Raw genomic sequence first — 16167 nt, 5'->3', positions numbered from 1 at the left:
AGTTACTTTTGAGACATGGACAGCGCGATCGAGGTCCTGGGCTTTCTCATCGGGGTCTCCGGTGGCCTGTTCCTGCTCATCGTCCTGCTCGTGACGATGCCCGGCAGGATGCGCGACAGGGCCGCGAGGGGCACCTCGGCGGGTGCGGTCTGGCTGGGGGGACCGTTCGGCAGCGAGCGCGGGGTCAGCGATGCCGTTCTGGTGCTGACGGAGCGGCGTCCGAGCCCGCCTCCGGCGCCTGAGGCAGACTGGGTCTCGCTCGCGGAGACCGCCGAGCCGGGCCGGCACACCGGTGGGGCGTCGGCGGCCTGGTGAGGCCCGGCGAGGGCCGACGAAGGCGAGGTACGGAGATGCTGACCCTGACCTCGACAGAGGGGGACGACGTCCGCGGGGCCCTGCGCACCGCGGAGCGGCTCACCGGGCTGCGCTTCGCCGCCTACCTCGGGCCGGCGATCGGCCCGCGCCGTCACTTCTCGGAGCGGCTGCACGCCGCGCTGGGGGAGGAGGCCGACAGGGCGGTGCTCGTCTTCGTGGACCATCGCGGGAGGGCACTGGAGATCGTCACGGGTCCGCGGGCCAGGGTGTGGCTGCCCGACGCCGAATGCCGCGCGGCCGCGATGTCGATGGCCGCGATCCTTGGCCTGGGCGACCTGGTGGGCGGGGTGGTCACCGGAGTCCTGCTGCTGGCGGACCGGGCGTCGCGGCGCGGATGATCCGTTCGCGCTGAGCGAAGATGATTTTCCCGGATAATCGGCTTGTGCTGAGGATCAGGTGGGACGCGCTGCTGGGTCGCTCCAGGGGGTCCACGGCGGCGCGGGAGCCCGACATGATCATCGGCTACGTGCAGGAGGCATTCGCCGACGCCCGGGCGAGGGTCCGCAGGGAGGATGAGACGGCGGTCATCCTGCTGGTCGCGACGGGCGCGGCAGCCGGTGCCGTCGTCGTCGGGCTGCTGAACGGGTACTGGAGGCCCGGCGAGCTGTCCAGCAAGATCGAATGGCTCTGGTGGGCCGGCATGTTCTTCTGGCTGATGGGGATCCTCATGCTCGCCGGAGCCCTCTACCGCCGTACCGCGGGGCTGGCGGGCAGGACGCTGGAGAGACGCCGGTTCTATCCCGGAGGGTTCGGCGGCGAGGCACGGCCTGGAGCGAGGCCCGGCGACAGGGTCGACCTGCTCGTTCTGGAGATCAGAAGGCTCGGTGCCGTCGGAGACGCCAAGCAGCGCTACATCCGCCGGGGCGTCTGGCTGATGCTGCTCTCCATCACCTGCTGCGCGCTGTCGGCGTTCGTCAGCCGGTTGCTCTGATCCGCCCCACCGGCAGCGCCGGTTCGGGGCCGGTTCGGGGCCGGTTCAGGACTGGAGAAGCCGCACCAGATGGCTGCTGATGTCCGTCAGCAGCGTCGAGGGCGTCACCGGGGCGCCCGCGACGGCGGAGAACAGGGCCGGCAGCCCCGGCAGGGGGAAGCCGTCGTCACCGGACGCCTCGGCGCCTACCTCGTTCTTGGCCAGGATGGTCCGGCTGCGCTCCCAGGCCTCGATGACCTCCTCGGGAGAGGGCACGCCGAACCCGTGGCCCACCGGAGCGGCGTGCCGCAGCCGCACCAGTGGGGTCTCGGCGAAGGCCAGCGCCACACCGGCACGCAGGGCGAGGTCGTCGCGGCGGTCCGCCCGTACCCAGTCCATCGCGGTGCAGGGGCTGCGGCAGTCGGCCACGCAGGTGGCCAGCGCCCCGGCGACCTGGCTGTGCTGGCGGTCGAAGTAGGCACGCCATCCCTCGGCGGGCTCTCCCGCCACACGCAGTGTCCGGTTGACCGCCGACTGCTCGGCCTTCGTGTGATCGCACTCGCGGTCGCCGATCACCCCGAACCTGCTGTCCGGCGCGGTCAGGCCCTCCGGCCAGCGCGCGGGATCACCGGCGTTGCCGAGTACCGGCTCGAATGCGAGCAGTGGGAGATACTCGCTGGCGATGTGGATGGCGGCGACCATGGGGCTCAGTTCGCGACGGTGCCACCTGACCGCGATGACCTCCAGCAGCAGCCCGTACGCGGGCCGCAGCGACTCCAACGCGCCGCGTGGCTGCTCGCGGGGTGTCTGCGGCATCGTGCAGGCCCGAGCCCGCCGCCGCAGGTCACTCGGTACGGCCCGCGCCTCGGCGGCGAAGTCCTCCGCGTCGAGCGAGAGCAGTCGCTGGCCGAACTCGCACGCGGCCTCGATGTCGCCTGCTTTCTCCACGACACCGGAGGCGAGGGCTCCGACATCACCAAAGGCGTACCTCCTGGCCAGGGAGATGAGCAGATCACGTGCCGATTCCACGGGGTTGCCCTCTCTTGACTTCGCTTTCCGGGGTCTTCACCCCCCGGCGAGATCTCGGTGACCGGGCGGAGCCGGACGTGGGGGTTTCTTGCGGTTGACACCTATCTCTACCAGTGTTCATCCCGAGGTGCTCAGGGCCGCTTGGCCTCAGCGGCCGGTGACGACGCGCCGAACGGACACCCCTCGCCCGTCCTGGCGAGGGGTGTCCGTTCGGTCTCCGCGGCGAGGTCAGCCCGTGGAGGCGTCCTTGGCCTGGGCGCGCAGGGCGCGGCCGATACTGTCGGCGCCCTCGAGCAGCAGGCGTCGCAGGGCGTGCGGCGGCTGGTTGGCCGAGATGAAGTCCTGGGTCTTGGCGACCGTCTCGGGGGAGATGACCAGAGCCGGGTAGCAGCCGTTGGCGAAGTTCTGAGCGCTGTCGGAGGTCCAGGACTTCCAGATCCTGCCGATCTCCTCGAAGTACTTCGCCGCGTACGGCTCCAGCAGCTCCGGGTGGTGCGCGTCCATGAAGCCGAGGATCGTCGAACGGAGAAGCGCGCCGCTCAGCTTGCCCTCGATGATCGCGGCCCAGGCGTTCGCCTTGCCCTGGTCCGTCGGGATCGAGGCACGGGAGAGCGCGGCGGAACGCTCGCCCGTCGCGGTGGCGTCGCGCAGCAGTTCCTGAGCGATGTCCTCCTCACCGAGCAGGCCGCCGGAGACCAGGGCGCTGGTCAGCGTCCAGCGCAGGTCGGTGTCCACGGTGAGGCCGTCGAGCACGGTCTCACCGTCCAGCAGCCCCTTCAGGAACCCCAGGTCCTCGGTCGAGGTGGCGGTGGCCGCCAGCGCGTTCAGATAGGCGAGCTGGTAGTCGGAGCCGGGCGCGGCACCGGTGACCAGGTCACGCAGCGCGGAGGCCAGCCGGGCCATGCCCTGGGCGCGCCAGGCGGGGTCCGCGTACTGCTGGAGGGCCATGCGGGTCTGGCGGAGCACGGTCTGGGCGACCGTGATGTCGGTGATCGACTTGATCCCGGAGACGGCCAGGTCGAGGTAGTCGCGGGCGGACATCTCAGCGTCCCGGGTCATGTCCCAGGCGGCCGACCAGCACAGTGCACGGGGCAGGGACTCGGTGAACTTGCCGATGCCGCCGTTCACCACGGTCCGCAGCGACCGCTCGTCGAGCCTGACCTTGGCGTAGGTCAGGTCGTCGTCGTTGATCAGAATCAGGTCCGGCTGTACCTCGCCGACCAGTTCGGCCACCGCGGTGCGCGCGCCGACCACGTCCAGCTCGACCCGCCGCACCCGGACCAGCCTGTCGTCCCGCAGGGAGTACAGGCCGATGGCCACGCGGTGCGAGCGCAGCGTCGGGTAGTCGGCGGGGGCCTCCTGGAGCACGTCGAACTCGATGAACCGGCCCTCGGGGTCGGTGGTGAACGACGGGCGCAGCGTGTTGACCCAGGAGGTCTCCAGCCACTCCTTCGACCAGGAGGACAGGTCGCGTCCCGAGGTGCGCTCCAGCGCGCCGAGCAGGTCCGCGAGCGTGGTGTTGCCCCAGGCGTGCTCGCGGAAGTAGTCGCGTACCCCGGCCAGGAAGTTGTCCAGCCCCACGTAGGCGACGAGCTGCTTGAGGACCGAGGCGCCCTTGGCGTACGTGATCCCGTCGAAGTTGACCTCGACCGCGTGCATGTCGACGATGTCGGCGGCGATCGGGTGGGTCGAGGGCAGCTGGTCCTGGCGGTAGGCCCAGGACTTCTCGACGTTGGCGAAGGTGGTCCAGGCGCCCTGGCCCCAGCGGGTGGCCTCGGCCTGGCAGAGCACCGAGGCGTAGGTGGCGAACGACTCGTTCAGCCACAGGTCGTCCCACCAGCGCATGGTGACCAGGTCACCGAACCACATGTGCGCCATCTCGTGCAGGATCGTCTCGGCGCGGCGCTCGATCATCGCGTCGGTGACGCGCGAACGGAAGACGTAGTCCTCCAGGAAGGTCACGCAGCCCGCGTTCTCCATCGCCCCGGCGTTGAACTCGGGGACGAAGAGCTGGTCGTACTTCCCGAACGGGTAGCGGATGCCGAAGATCTCGTGGAAGAAGTCGAAGCCCTGCCTGGTCACCTCGAAGAGGTTCTCCGCATCGAGGTGCTCGGCGAGCGAGGCCCGGCAGTACAGGCCCAGCGGGATGCCGTCGTGCTCGGAGGTCACCTTGTGGTAGGGCCCGGCGCACAGCGCGGTGATGTAGGTCGACATCACCGGGGTGGGCGGGAAGTGCCAGCGCTTGGCCGCCTGGAGCGCGCCGTGCCTGCCATGGTGCTCCACCAGGTCCTCGGCCGAGTCGGGCGCCGCGTTGGAGATGATCTCCCAGTGGGACGGCGCGAGCACGGTCAGCTCGAAGGTGGCCTTCAGGTCGGGCTGGTCGAAGCACGCGTACATCCGGTGCGCGTCGGCCGTCTCGAACTGGCTGTACAGATAGACGCTCTTGTCGACCGGGTCGACGAAGCGGTGCAGGCCCTCGCCGGTGCGGGTGTAGGAACAGTCGGCGTCCACGCGCAGCTCGTTGGTCCCGGCCAGACCCGGCAGCGGCAGCCGCCCGGTCTCCAGGTCATAGCCGCTCACGTCCAACTCGACGCCGTTCAGGACCGCCTTGCGCACCTTCGCGCCGGCCAGGTCGACGAATGTCTCGGCACCCGGACGGGTGCTGGTGAAGCGGACCGTGGTGACGCTCTCGAAGCGCTCCTCACCCTCGGTCAGGTCGAGCTCCACCGCATAGGACTGCACACTGAGCAGCCGTGCGCGCTCGCGCGCCTCATCACGGGTCAGATTGCCTGCCACTACCGCTCCCTCTTAACAACTTCCCCCGCTCCGTTGCTAGGGGGTGACTGAATCCTGCCACGTAAGACCGCGACGCGCGGCGTTGGCACAACCTACGAGCTGATCATTAAATTTGAGAATAAAGTCACATCTAAAGGTATTAATCCACCCATGGAATAGGGAACTCGGCCGTCCGGGTTGTCGCTGTCGACGAAGTCTTACGACCAGGAAGCCGAGAAGATGACTGAGCGAACCCCCGTTGACCTCTGGTTCGACCCCTTCTGCCCGTTCGCGTGGATGACCTCTCGCTGGCTGCTGGAAGTGGAGAAGGTGCGGCTGATCGAGCCGCGCTGGCACATCATGAGCCTCAACGTGCTGAACGAGGACAAGGAGATCCCCGACAGCTACCGCGAGATGATCGCCAAGGCCATCGGCCCGGTCCGAGTGGTCACCGCCGTGCAGGAGAAGTACGACTCCGAGACGGTGGGCCGTCTCTACACCGAGCTTGGCACCCGCTTTCACAACCAGGGCAGGGTCAAGGAGCTCGACACGCTCCGTGAGACCGTCGAGGAGGCGCTGGAGGCCGCCGGGCTCGACCGCGCGTTCGCCGACGCGATGGACTCGACGGAGTTCGACGAGGCACTCCGCGCCTCGCACAACGACGGCATCGATCGGGTCGGCCAGGAGGTCGGCACCCCGGTGATCTCGGTTGAGGGTGTCGCCTTCTTCGGCCCGGTCATCTCGCCCGCGCCCAAGGGCGAGGACGCGGGCAAGCTCTGGGACGGGGTACGGCTGGTCGCGGCCACCGACGGCTTCTTCGAGCTCAAGCGCTCCAGGGACCGGCGTCCGATCTTCGACTGATCCGCCGTCCGGTCCTTTCCCCCCGGCCCGCCGCTCATGACCGGGCGGGTGGGGAAGGCCGGGCGCGGAACCGCGACTGTGCCCCCGTACAACGATGATCTCTGCGTGATCGCCGGGCCCTCGCGAAACAAGGGCGCGCGCGCGAAGATGAGGGGCATGCGTCACCTTTATCTGAACGGAGCCTGGCAGCCCTCCACGTCGGGCGAGAGCATCGACGTGATCAACCCGGCGACCGAGGAGCTGATCGACAGGGTGCCCGCCGGGACGCCCGCCGACGTCGAGGTCGCCGTGGCCGCCGCCCGCGAGGCCTTCCCCTCCTGGTCGGCGACGGCTCCCGCCGAGCGAGGCCGGATCCTCGCCGCCGCCGCCGGGCTGATCCGAGAACGCTCCGACCAGATGGCCAGGATCATCGCCACGGACATGGGCGCGCCGTACGGCGTGGCGATGAGGGTGCAGACGCTGATGCCGGCCGGGGTGCTGGCCTCCTACGCCCAGCTGGCCGAGACCTACGACTTCGAGGGCGGGCGGGTCGGCAACTCCCGCGTCTTCAGGGAGCCGGTCGGGGTGGTCGCCGCCATCACCCCCTGGAACTACCCCCTCCACCAGGTCGTCTGCAAGGTGGGCGCCGCGCTCGCCGCGGGCTGCACCGTCGTGCTGAAGCCCAGCGAGGTGGCTCCGCTGGCGGCCTTCGCGCTCGCCGGGATCTTCGACGAGGTCGGGTTGCCCGCCGGGGTCTTCAACATGCTCAGCGGTTACGGCCCGGTGGTGGGCGAGGCCCTGGTCACCCACCCGGAGGTGGACATGGTGTCGTTCACCGGTTCCACCGGGGCCGGGCGCCGGGTCGCCTCGCTCGCGGCCGAGACGGTCAAGCGGGTGGCCCTGGAGCTCGGTGGCAAGTCCGCCAGCCTGGTCCTGCCGGACGCGGATCTTCCAGCGGCGGCCAAGGCGACGGTGGCCAACGCCTTCCTCAACTCCGGCCAGACCTGCTCCGCCTGGACCCGCATGATCGTCCACCGGGACCAGTACGACGAAGTGGTCCGTCTCGTCGTCGACGCCGCCCGGAAGTACACGGTCGGCGATCCCTTCGACGAGGCGACCTGGCTCGGCCCGCTCGTGTCGGCGGCCCAGCGTGACCGGGTGATCCGCTACATCAACCGAGGCCAGGAGGAGGGCGCCAGGCTGGTCACCGGAGGCACCGACCGGCCGTTGGAGCGCGGTTTCTACGTGGAGCCCACGGTGTTCGCCGGGGTGGAGCCGGGGATGGTGATCGAGCAGGAGGAGATCTTCGGCCCGGTCCTCGCGATCATCCCCTACACCCGGGGTGAGGACGAGGCCGTCGCCATCGCCAACGGCACCCCGTACGGCCTGGCAGGCGCGGTGTGGGCGGGGGGCGAGCAGCGGGCGGTCGAGGTCGCACGACGGCTGCGCACCGGCCAGGTGGCGATCAACGGCGGTCAGTTCAATCCGCGAGCCCCCTTCGGCGGCTACAAGCAGTCGGGCCTTGGCCGCGAGCTGGGCGAGTTCGGCCTTGAGGAGTACCTGGAGATCAAGGCGATCCAGCTCTGAGGGCGCCGGGCGCGGTTGTCCGCGCCCGGCCGGTCCCGCCGGATCAGGGCGCCTGGAGCAGGACCCTCCTGGCGGCGTCCTTGGCCAGCCGGTCCACGTAGAGCATGCCGTCGAGGTGGTCGGTCTCGTGCTGGAAGCAGCGTGCCAGCAGGCCGCGGGCCCTGAGCCGGATCGGCCGCCCCAGCCGGTCCAGGCCGCTTACCGTCACGCCGGCGGCCCGGGGCGTTCTGGCGTAGAGCGGGGTGCCGGTCTCGCGGCTGGGAACGGACAGGCAGCCCTCCTCGTCGAGGACCTCGGAGTCGTCGTCCACGGTCAGCTCAGGGTTGATCACGTGCCCCTTGCGGTTGCTGCAGTCGTAGACGAAGATCCTTTTCGACACGCCGATCTGCGGGCCCGCCAGACCGACGCCCTGCGCGGCGTACATCACGTCGAACATCTCGTCGATCATGCGCCGCAGGTCACGGTCGAACTCGGTGATCGGCTCGGCGGGCGTGCGCAGTACGGGGTCACCGACCACTCGGATGTCACGCATGTGGAGTTCTCTCTTGTAAGGGTTAGGTGAGTATAGGGACTATTACTCTAGCCGGGGCCGGGTGAAGCCGCCCGCGTACACCTGCGAAACTGGGTGGGTGCGCGTCTACATCGGTGCCGACCATGCCGGCTATCAGTTCAAAAACCACATCGTCTCCTGGCTGAAGGAGCACGGCCACGATGTCGTGGACTGCGGTCCCTTCGTCTACGACGCGGAGGACGACTACCCGCCGTTCGTGCTGCGCGCGGCCCAGGGCGTCGTGGATGACCCGGGCAGCCTGGGCGTCGTCATCGGCGGTTCGGGCAACGGCGAGCAGATCGCGGCCAACAAGGTGCGCGGCATCCGTGCCGCGCTGGCCTGGAGCGAGGAGACCGCCAGGCTCGCCCGCGAGCACAACAACGCCAACGTCGTCAGCATCGGCGCGCGGATGCACCCGGAGGAGGATGCGACCCGGTTCGTCGAGGTCTTCCTCAACACCTCGTACTCCGGGGCCGAGCGCCACAACCGCCGGATCGCGCAGCTCACCTCGTACGAGACCATCGGTCAGCTCCCGCCGCTGCCGTAGTCCTCACCGCCCGCGGGTGGGCTCCTTGCGGGGCGTCTCGTCGCGCAGCGGGCGGCGATCCGCGCTCTCCTGCTGCTCCTGTGTCGGGCGCGAGACGTCTCGCGCCCGCATCGCGGTGATCGCGTTGATCTGCAAGCTCTGCAGTGCCATGCCGCAACCATAACCCGCCCGGCCTGATCAGGCCGGGCGGGTTATGGTCCCGGTCAGAAGATCATCCCGCCCCAGGGGGCGGGATCCCACGACATCGCGGTGGACAGCTCCCGCAGGGCCCCCGCGCGCGACTCGCGTACCACCCCCGCCGCCAGCAGGGCCGCCAGCGGACGCCCGCCCAGGTAGGCCGCGCCCAGCACGGAGACCGGCAGTGCCAGGTCGGCCGGATCGTCGCAGGGGACGCAGCGGGCGGCGGAGGTGTCGGCGGTCAGCCGCCAGCGGCGCGCGTTCCATGGGCAGACGTCGTCCTCGACGTCGATCACCACGTCCACGGGCGCGGAGTAGCGGCGGGCCGGAAGGGCCCGCTCGACGTCCACGACGCGGATCCACAGCTCGTCCAGCCAGCGCGCGTGGAGCATGCGGGGTTCGGCCAGCAGATGGATCAGCGGGTCGTCCGAGGGACGGTTCCTGGCGGTGACGTGCGAGACCAGGTCGCGGTCCAGCAGGTGCCGCCAGAGCAGCGCGTAGGCGGCGGGATCGAGACCGAACAGCTCCTTGAGCCGCAGCTCACCGTCGAAGACGTCGTCCTCGGTCCAGTTCGGCCTGATCCTGAAGAGCGCGTAGCCCCGTACGCCGTGATCGTCCTCGACGACCACGGCGCGCAGCGGTCCGGCGTCGCCCTGGTCGGCCTCGTGATCGCTCAGCGCCGAGTCCCAGCGCGCGGGCGTGCGGGCGTACAGTCCCGGACGCTCGTCGAGCGCCGACTCGTAGACCTTCTCGAAGACGGTCCTGGCCTCCGCGGGCCTGACGATGCGCAACCGCAGGCCAGGATCGAGGGGGGCGTGCCGGGTGAAGGCCGCCTTCGCCGTGGGGATCCGGAAGACCAGGCTGTCCGCGGCCCTGCCGTAGCCGTAACGTCCGTAGATCGCGGCCTCGGAGGCGTAGAGCGCGGCGACCGCCTCACCCCGCTCGTGCAGATCGGACAGCTGGCGGGTCATCAGCGAGGAGAGAACTCCCCGGCGGCGATGCGAGGGCAGTACACCGACCGCGGTGATGCCGCCGACCGGGATCGGGCCGCCGGGCACGGTCATGGTGAAACTGCACACCGCCGTGGTGCCCACGAGCAGATCGCCGTCGAACACGCCGAGCGAGCGGTCGAACTCGGTGACACCCCTGTACAGCTCCACCCGGTGCGGGGGGATGGAAGCACCGAACGCCTCCTCGGCGACGGTCGTCCAACCCGACCACTCGGCTTCGGTGATCGGACGCAGGCTAAGAGTCATTTTTCACACGGTAGATGGGACAAACAGTTCTGGCCAGCTAATATCCACGCTTAGTGATCAAGGCATTGGTCAAGTCGGCTGCCCAAATGGGGGATAGCCAGATACAGTCAGGCGCATCATGAGTTCCCGTCCGGTGCCGCTGCTTCCCCCGGCGCTCCGCGCGTTCCTGGTCCGCATCCCGCTTCTCGTCCCCATCGTGCGTCTGCTGCGCCGGGGCCCTCTGGCGCGCGACCGGAACCTGCTCATCACGCTGATCCTGCTGACCCTGTTGATCGGCGTGCTGGCCGCGAGGGTCTCCATGGAGTGGTTCTCCCCGGCGCTCATGATCCCGATCACCCTGGTGGCCGGGCTTCAGCTCCGGCTGAACAGCCTCGTCAAGCTGCTGTGCGCGGTCATGGCCTCGCTGATCTACGTGGCCGCGGTGCGCGGGGTGGACTACATCGGCCCCGGCCTGCTGGTCACCTTCGGTTTCACCGCCGTGCTGGCCGCGCTGATGGCCCGTACCCGGGGCAAGCTCGGCGTGCAGGGCCTGCGCGGCGACGCGATGCTGCTGGAGCTGCGCGACCGTCTCAGGAGCCAGAGCGACCTGCCCCCGCTGCCCAAGGAGTGGGGCTCCAAGGTGGTGCTCAAGCAGGCCGGAGGATCCTCCTTCGGCGGTGACTTCCTGGTCTCCATCCGCGAGGGCGACACGATGGAGCTCGCTCTGGTCGACGTGTCCGGCAAGGGCGTCGACGCGGGCACCCGGGCACTGCTGCTGTCGGGCACCTTCGGGGGGCTGCTCGGCTCGGTCGACGACTTCCTGCCCGCCTGCAACACCTACCTGCACCGCCAGCGTGAGGCCGAGGGTTTCGTCACCGCGGTCCACCTACGGCTCAACCTCGTGACGGGCGAGTACGTGATCACCTCGGCCGGCCACCCGCCAGTGGTCAAGTACGAATCGGGCGCGGGAACGTGGCGGGTCTCCACGGCCAAGGGCGTCGTCCTCGGCGTCGTGCCCGACCTGCACTGCGAGGCGGACCAGGGGATGCTCCGCAAGGGCGACGCGCTCATGCTCTACACCGACGGCCTGATCGAGCAGCCGGGGCGCGACATCGACGCGGGCCTCGACCGCCTGCTGGGAGAGGCCGAGCGCCTGGTGCCCTCCGGGTTCCGTGACGGTGCCCGCAACCTGGTCGCCTCCATGTCGGCGGGACACAACGACGACTGCGCCCTCATTCTCATCTGGCGCCCCTGAGGCGTGAAGGCGTCAGAGCCACCCGGAGTCGTCGGCGATACGCACGGCGTCGAGACGGTTGCGGGCCTGGGTCTTGCACATGATCCGTGACAGATGGTTGCGGACCGTTCCCACGGAGAGGAACAGCTGGTCGGCGATCTCGCCGGACCTGGCTCCCCGCGCGACCAGCCGGAGCACGTCGAGCTCCCGGCGGGTCAGGGGGTTGTCCGCCGACCTCAGGGCCGCCACCGCGAGTTCGGAGTCGATCGCGCGGCGGCCGGCCGCGACCTGGCGGACGCCGTCGGCCAGTTGCCCGGGGTCGACCTCCAGGCTCATGAAACCGAGCGCGTGGACGGCGAAGGCACGGCGGACCTGGCCCGGGTTCGGGGCACGGGAGAGCAGCAGGACACTGCAGCGGGGAGCCTCCTCGTGCAGCCGGAGGGCGGTGGTGAAACCGTCGGCCCCCGGCAGGTCGAGGTCGATGACCGCGGTCTCGGGCGCGTGCCGTAGAACGGCGGGCACGACGTCCTCGCCGTCGGCCACGTCGGCCACCACCCGCATGTCGCTCTCGCCGTCCAGTGACGCCACCAGCCCGCGCCGTATCAGGGGTAGGTGTTCGGCAACCAAAATTCCGATCAAAACGCTCCGATCTCTCACCCTCGCCCTCATCAAAGAGTGATCGTATGATCGCTGAATGTCAACAAAATGTGGCCGATCGGCAAAGTGCCAGCAGATGAGTCGACGAGGAACGGGGCCATGAGGGCCGGATACTTCGGCTAATCTCTTATGGGGCATTGTCGGTGAAACCGCGATGGGAGTATGAACCTGTGAGCTGGCTCTCCGTGGTCGGAGTCGTTGTGTTCCTCGTGGGACTGATGGTGTCGATCGGGCTGCACGAGATCGGCCACCTGGTGCCGGCCAAGCTGTTCGGCGTCAAGGTCACCCAGTACATGGTCGGTTTCGGCCCGACGATGTGGTCGCGCCGCAAGGGCGAAACCGAGTACGGGATCAAGTGGCTCCCGCTCGGCGGCTACATCCGGATGATCGGCATGCTGCCGCCCCGGCCCACCGACGCCCCGGGCAAGGTGCGCTCGGTCTCCACCGGGCCGTGGCAGGGCCTGATCGAGAACGCGCGTGACGTGGCCCTGGAGGACGTGCAGCCGGGCGACGAGAACCGGGTGTTCTACCGCAAGCCCTGGTGGCAGAAGGTCATCATCATGTCCGGCGGTCCGGCGATGAACTTCGTGCTGGCGTTCATCCTGTTCGGCGTCGTGCTCATGGGGTTCGGCATCCCCGTGCAGAAGACCGAGATCGCCTCGATCCCGCAGTGCGTGAAGACCGCGGCCGACTACACCAAGAACCAGGAGTGCACCGCGGCCGACAAGCCCAGCCCGGCCAGCGTGGCGGGGCTGAGGCCGGGGGACGTCATCGTGGCCGTGGCGGGCAGGCCCGCCGCGAGCTGGGACGCCGCGACGCGGGCCATCCGCGACCACGGCGCGGGGCCGATCGCGATCGGTATCAGGCGCGGGGGGCAGGAGCTGACCGTCAACGCCACCCTCATCGCCCAGGACCGCGAGTCGCTCGACGAGCCCGGCAAGATCGAAAAGGGTGTCGGATACCTCGGGGTCAGTCCGAAGATCGCCATAGAGCAGCAGGGCTTCGGCGCCGTGACCGAGCACATGTGGGACCTCACCTCGGCCACCGCCTCCGCGCTGCTCAGGTTCCCCGAGAAGATGGTGGGCGTCTGGAACGCCGCCTTCTCCGGTGACGAGCGTGACAAGAACGGCCCGATCGGCGTCATCGGCGTCAGCCGCATCGGCGGTGAGATCGCCGCCTCCGCGATCCCGCTGGAGAACAAGATCGTCGTCTTCATCAACCTGCTGGCGGGCTTCAACCTGGCGATCGGCCTGTTCAACCTGATCCCGCTGCTCCCGCTGGACGGCGGCCACATCGCCGGTGGCCTCTGGGAGGGCCTCAAGCGCGGTTTCGCGCGCGTCGCCCGCCGTCCCGCCCCCGGCCACGTCGACATCGCCAAGGCGCTTCCGCTCACGTACGCGATCGCCTTCCTGATGGTCATCATGGCGGGCCTGCTGATGTACGCCGATCTTGTCAACCCGGTCCGTCTGGCCGGCTGATCGTCTTCTGGCGGCCCCCCGCAGGCGTTAGGGTGGCGCCGTGAACGAGGGGACGCCCGGAGCGATGATCGATGTGGCCCTGTTCCGGCTACGCCGGATCTGGTCGAGGCCACTGCGAGCGCGCAGGGCCGAAGAGCCGCAGCGGCCGGTGCACATGTCGAACGTCATGGTCGTGCACGCCGTGCACAAGCTGAGCCTGGACGTGCCCGAGGTGACCGTGGGCGCCGTGGCCGAGCAGTTGGACGTCGATCCCTCCACCGCCAGCAGGCTGGTCAACGACGCGATCGGCGCGGGGCTCGTGGAGCGCGAGGAATCGGCCGTGGACGCCCGGCGGGCCAGGCTCGTGCTGAGCGAGCTGGGCCGTCGCGTGCTGGAGGTGGTGGTCCGCCACCGGCGCACCTACCTGGACGGCCTGATGGCCGACTGGGACGAGCAGGACCGCGAGGTCTTCGCCCGGCTCCTGGCCCGGTTCGCCGATGCCGCCATCGCCCGTCCGGCGAGCCCGGCCAACCTCGACCGGCTGATCACCGAGACGCTGGCGGAGACCCCCGCCCCCAGCTGAGCCGTCGGCCCGCCTGGTCTCCAGCGGGCCCTGCCTACTCCCCGGCGACCCCGTCGATCCGCTCGCGGACGATGTCGGCGTGGCCGTTGTGCCGGGCGTACTCCTCGATCATGTGGACGAGGATCCAGCGCAGTGATACGTCATGGCCGTGACGTTGCTCCTTGCCCACGGTGTCGATGGGGAGCCCGGCGGACACCTCGCGAGAGTGGGCGATCTCCTCCCGCCAGCGGGCGAAGGCCTGCTCCGCCGTGGTCGTCTCCAGGGCGTCGAAATCGCCGTCGGGATCGTCGTCGGAATAGTAGAACGGGCCGACGTCCTCACCATTGAGGACGTTGCGGAACCAGCTGCGCTCGACCTCGGTCATGTGGCGGACCAGACCCAGCAGCGAGAGTGTGGACGGCTCGGCGGAGCGCAGGCGAAGCTGCGCGTCCGACAGCCCGGCGCATTTCACGGCCAGGGTCTCCCGGTGCCAGTCCAGCCAGGAGTGCAGCATGGTGTTCTCGTCGGCGATGAAGGGGACGTCAATGCGTGCGTCGGTCATGGTGCCCAATCCTTTCGCCGCCGGTGGCCGTTGTCATGCTTTCGCAGCCCGGCGGGCGCGCCGGGGCCGCGGAGGTGCCGGTGATGAGTCGTGACGAGGGGGAGGGCTTGTCCCGGATGTAATCGTTTGATCGTAAGGTGACTCCGGTGAAGGCGATCGGGGGATACGAGCTCAGGCGTGAGCTGGGCCGGGGCGGTATGGGTGTGGTGCATCTCGCCACCACCCCGGCCGGTGGCCTGGCCGCGGTGAAGGTGATCCACCCGGAGCTGGCCGGCGACCCGGCCTTTCGGCGGCGCTTCGAGCGCGAGGTCACGGCGGCGCGCAGTGTGGCCAGGTTCTGCACCGCTCCCGTGCTCGACGCCGGGATCGAGGAAGGTGCCGCCTATCTCGTCACGGAGTACGTGAGGGGACCCGATCTGGCGCAGGCCGTACGCGAGCAGGGGCCGCTGACCGGCGCCAACCTGGAGGCGCTCGCGGTCGGGATCGCCACGGCGCTGCACGCCATCCACGGGGCGGGGGTGATCCATCGCGACCTCAAGCCGTCGAACGTGCTGCTGTCGCCGCTCGGCCCGCGCGTGATCGACTTCGGTATCGCCCAGCTCGTCGACCACCAGAGCCTGACCAGCCAGACGGTCATGGGTACGCCCGCTTTCATGGCTCCCGAGCAGGTACGCGGTGAGCCGCTGATGCCCGCGATCGACGTCTACGCGTGGGGCGGGATGATCGCGTTCGCCGGTACGGGACGGTTGCCGTTCGGTGGCGGTCCGCCGCCGGAGGTGCTCTACCGGATCCTCAACGAGGGGCCGAATCTCGACGGCCTCGACGAACGCATGCGCGCCGTCGTCGAGCGGGCCATGGCCAGGGATCCCGCGCGGCGGCCGAGCGCCCAGCAGTTGCTGGGCGAGCTGATCGGCGGCCGGCCGACCCCGGCGACGGCAAGCCAGGTGGTCGAGAGTACCTGGGGCGTCACCGGCGCGCCGGGCGCACCCGAGAGACCGGTCGCAGCAGAGACACGGCCCGGAAGGGGCACGCGGCGGTGGCCGTGGATCGCGGGCGCCGCCGCGCTGGTGGCGCTCGCGGCAGGCGGATGGACCGCCTACGCCGGTCTTGGCACACCGGCGCTGCCCTACCACGCGGACTTCGCCGAATCCTGGGCCGTCGGCTTGTCCGACGGCGGCAGGGCCGAGCAGGACGGCGAGTCCTACCTGCTGACCGCGAACCCCGGCTGGCGGCTGTGGAAGTCGGCGCCCTTCTCCGGCGAGCCCGCCGAGGGCATCGTGGTCAGCTCCCGGGTCCGGCTGGAGCGGGGCTCGGGGGAGTTCGGCGTCTGGTGCCGCGGCGACGCGAGTACCGGTGACCGCTACGACTTCGCGGTCACCGGTTCGGGCAGCGCCTCGATCACCAAACGGCACGGCGGGCAGAGCATGGTCCTGCACGGGCCCGTACGGGTGAAAAAGGCAGCCGACAACCGGATCGTCGCCCAGTGCGAGCAGCGGGGGGACCGGGTCGCCCTGAGCATGTGGCTCAACGACGAACTGGTGAGCGAGGCAGCCGACACGCGGGGCACCTATGGCCCGGGAGACACCGGCGTCTACGCGGCGCCGGACACGGCCGAGCCCGTCCAGGTCAGGTTCCGCTCGTTCGAGCTTCGCCCGGCGAAGGGCTGAGCG

The 16167-nt window shown here is 69.7% G+C and carries 17 protein-coding genes; 10 read left to right on the top strand and 7 right to left on the bottom strand.

What is annotated here, in order from left to right; translation table 11 throughout:
* Nucleotides 1–15 precede the first annotated feature (15 nt).
* The 3 genes from IG98_RS0126830 to IG98_RS0126820 are packed head-to-tail and all read left to right on the top strand — an operon-like array spanning nucleotide 16 to nucleotide 1306.
* The gene (locus IG98_RS0126830) at nucleotides 16–315 is read left to right on the top strand and encodes a hypothetical protein (RefSeq protein ID WP_030917841.1); all 300 of its coding nucleotides are present in this window, start codon (nucleotides 16–18) and stop codon (nucleotides 313–315) included.
* Between the two features lie 35 nt (nucleotides 316–350).
* Nucleotides 351–713 (top strand): TPM domain-containing protein, encoded by a 363-nt coding sequence (locus IG98_RS0126825; RefSeq protein ID WP_030917840.1) that lies wholly within the window; start codon nucleotides 351–353, stop codon nucleotides 711–713.
* A 44-nt stretch (nucleotides 714–757) separates the two neighbouring features.
* Entirely contained in the window at nucleotides 758–1306 is a 549-nt protein-coding gene (locus IG98_RS0126820) for a Pycsar system effector family protein (protein WP_030917838.1), read from the top strand.
* Nucleotides 1307–1351: 45 nt separating this feature from the next.
* Here the strand turns inward: IG98_RS0126820 and IG98_RS0126815 are convergent, their stop codons facing one another.
* Together IG98_RS0126815 and pepN are read right to left on the bottom strand one after the other, a co-directional pair.
* Entirely contained in the window at nucleotides 1352–2314 is a 963-nt protein-coding gene (locus IG98_RS0126815; protein WP_030917836.1) for a hypothetical protein, read from the bottom strand.
* Nucleotides 2315–2542: 228 nt separating this feature from the next.
* Entirely contained in the window at nucleotides 2543–5110 is a 2568-nt protein-coding gene (gene pepN / locus IG98_RS0126810; RefSeq protein ID WP_030917834.1) for an aminopeptidase N, read from the bottom strand.
* A 219-nt stretch (nucleotides 5111–5329) separates the two neighbouring features.
* On the opposite strand from pepN, the gene IG98_RS0126805 reads away from it, so the two are divergent.
* Both IG98_RS0126805 and IG98_RS0126800 read left to right on the top strand, forming a co-directional pair.
* On the top strand, nucleotides 5330–5950 hold the full coding sequence (locus IG98_RS0126805) for a mycothiol-dependent nitroreductase Rv2466c family protein (RefSeq protein ID WP_030917833.1): 621 nt from the start codon (nucleotides 5330–5332) through the stop codon (nucleotides 5948–5950).
* 156 nt (nucleotides 5951–6106) lie between these two features.
* Nucleotides 6107–7516 (top strand): aldehyde dehydrogenase family protein, encoded by a 1410-nt coding sequence (locus tag IG98_RS0126800; protein WP_030917831.1) that lies wholly within the window; start codon nucleotides 6107–6109, stop codon nucleotides 7514–7516.
* Nucleotides 7517–7559: 43 nt separating this feature from the next.
* On the opposite strand, the gene def is transcribed toward IG98_RS0126800, so the two are convergent.
* Nucleotides 7560–8048 (bottom strand): peptide deformylase, encoded by a 489-nt coding sequence (def, locus tag IG98_RS0126795; protein ID WP_030917829.1) that lies wholly within the window; start codon nucleotides 8046–8048, stop codon nucleotides 7560–7562.
* A gap of 97 nt (nucleotides 8049–8145) precedes the next feature.
* Between def and IG98_RS0126790 the strand changes: the two genes are divergently transcribed.
* The gene (locus IG98_RS0126790) at nucleotides 8146–8613 is read left to right on the top strand and encodes a ribose-5-phosphate isomerase (RefSeq protein WP_030917827.1); all 468 of its coding nucleotides are present in this window, start codon (nucleotides 8146–8148) and stop codon (nucleotides 8611–8613) included.
* 3 nt (nucleotides 8614–8616) lie between these two features.
* Here IG98_RS0126790 and IG98_RS50865 read toward each other — a convergent pair whose 3' ends face one another.
* Nucleotides 8617–8763, bottom strand: a complete 147-nt coding sequence (locus IG98_RS50865) for a hypothetical protein (RefSeq protein WP_157594532.1) — start codon at nucleotides 8761–8763, stop codon at nucleotides 8617–8619.
* A 53-nt stretch (nucleotides 8764–8816) separates the two neighbouring features.
* Entirely contained in the window at nucleotides 8817–10046 is a 1230-nt protein-coding gene (locus IG98_RS0126780; RefSeq protein WP_030917824.1) for a GNAT family N-acetyltransferase, read from the bottom strand.
* A gap of 118 nt (nucleotides 10047–10164) precedes the next feature.
* On the opposite strand from IG98_RS0126780, the gene IG98_RS0126775 reads away from it, so the two are divergent.
* Entirely contained in the window at nucleotides 10165–11280 is a 1116-nt protein-coding gene (locus tag IG98_RS0126775; RefSeq protein WP_030917822.1) for a PP2C family protein-serine/threonine phosphatase, read from the top strand.
* A gap of 12 nt (nucleotides 11281–11292) precedes the next feature.
* Here the strand turns inward: IG98_RS0126775 and IG98_RS0126770 are convergent, their stop codons facing one another.
* A complete protein-coding gene (locus IG98_RS0126770) occupies nucleotides 11293–11928 on the bottom strand; it encodes a response regulator transcription factor (protein WP_051752968.1) in 636 nt (211 codons plus the stop codon).
* A gap of 158 nt (nucleotides 11929–12086) precedes the next feature.
* On the opposite strand from IG98_RS0126770, the gene IG98_RS0126765 reads away from it, so the two are divergent.
* Nucleotides 12087–13394 carry a M50 family metallopeptidase gene (locus IG98_RS0126765; protein WP_030917815.1) on the top strand — a complete coding sequence of 436 codons (1308 nt, stop codon included), beginning with the start codon at nucleotides 12087–12089 and terminating at the stop codon, nucleotides 13392–13394.
* Nucleotides 13395–13434: 40 nt separating this feature from the next.
* Nucleotides 13435–13956, top strand: coding sequence for a MarR family winged helix-turn-helix transcriptional regulator (locus IG98_RS45340; protein WP_051752966.1), 522 nt, complete (start codon nucleotides 13435–13437; stop codon nucleotides 13954–13956).
* A 34-nt stretch (nucleotides 13957–13990) separates the two neighbouring features.
* Here IG98_RS45340 and IG98_RS0126755 read toward each other — a convergent pair whose 3' ends face one another.
* Nucleotides 13991–14497, bottom strand: a complete 507-nt coding sequence (locus IG98_RS0126755) for a DinB family protein (RefSeq protein ID WP_030917810.1) — start codon at nucleotides 14495–14497, stop codon at nucleotides 13991–13993.
* A 146-nt stretch (nucleotides 14498–14643) separates the two neighbouring features.
* Between IG98_RS0126755 and IG98_RS47360 the strand changes: the two genes are divergently transcribed.
* Complete coding sequence (locus tag IG98_RS47360) at nucleotides 14644–16164, top strand: serine/threonine-protein kinase (protein ID WP_211264107.1); 1521 nt, start codon at nucleotides 14644–14646, stop codon at nucleotides 16162–16164.
* The last annotated feature ends 3 nt before the right edge of the window (nucleotides 16165–16167 follow it).

This window comes from Streptosporangium amethystogenes, assembly GCF_000721075.1.
In the GTDB taxonomy this organism is placed as follows: Bacteria; Actinomycetota; Actinomycetes; order Streptosporangiales; family Streptosporangiaceae; genus Streptosporangium; species Streptosporangium amethystogenes.
Note: the sequence above shows the minus strand (reverse complement) of the source record. Positions and strands in the feature narration are given on the sequence as shown.

Excerpts from the sequence above, each read along its gene's own strand:
- IG98_RS0126830 (WP_030917841.1), top strand. The coding sequence starts at position 16 with ATGGACAGCGCGATCGAGGTCCTGGGCTTTCTCATCGGGGTCTCCGGT.
- IG98_RS0126825 (WP_030917840.1), top strand. The coding sequence starts at position 351 with ATGCTGACCCTGACCTCGACAGAGGGGGACGACGTCCGCGGGGCCCTG.
- IG98_RS0126805 (WP_030917833.1), top strand. The coding sequence starts at position 5,330 with ATGACTGAGCGAACCCCCGTTGACCTCTGGTTCGACCCCTTCTGCCCG.
- IG98_RS0126800 (WP_030917831.1), top strand. The coding sequence starts at position 6,107 with ATGCGTCACCTTTATCTGAACGGAGCCTGGCAGCCCTCCACGTCGGGC.
- def (WP_030917829.1), bottom strand. The coding sequence starts at position 8,048 with ATGCGTGACATCCGAGTGGTCGGTGACCCCGTACTGCGCACGCCCGCC.
- IG98_RS50865 (WP_157594532.1), bottom strand. The coding sequence starts at position 8,763 with ATGGCACTGCAGAGCTTGCAGATCAACGCGATCACCGCGATGCGGGCG.
- IG98_RS0126780 (WP_030917824.1), bottom strand. The coding sequence starts at position 10,046 with ATGACTCTTAGCCTGCGTCCGATCACCGAAGCCGAGTGGTCGGGTTGG.
- IG98_RS0126775 (WP_030917822.1), top strand. The coding sequence starts at position 10,165 with ATGAGTTCCCGTCCGGTGCCGCTGCTTCCCCCGGCGCTCCGCGCGTTC.
- IG98_RS0126770 (WP_051752968.1), bottom strand. The coding sequence starts at position 11,928 with ATGAGGGCGAGGGTGAGAGATCGGAGCGTTTTGATCGGAATTTTGGTT.
- IG98_RS0126755 (WP_030917810.1), bottom strand. The coding sequence starts at position 14,497 with ATGACCGACGCACGCATTGACGTCCCCTTCATCGCCGACGAGAACACC.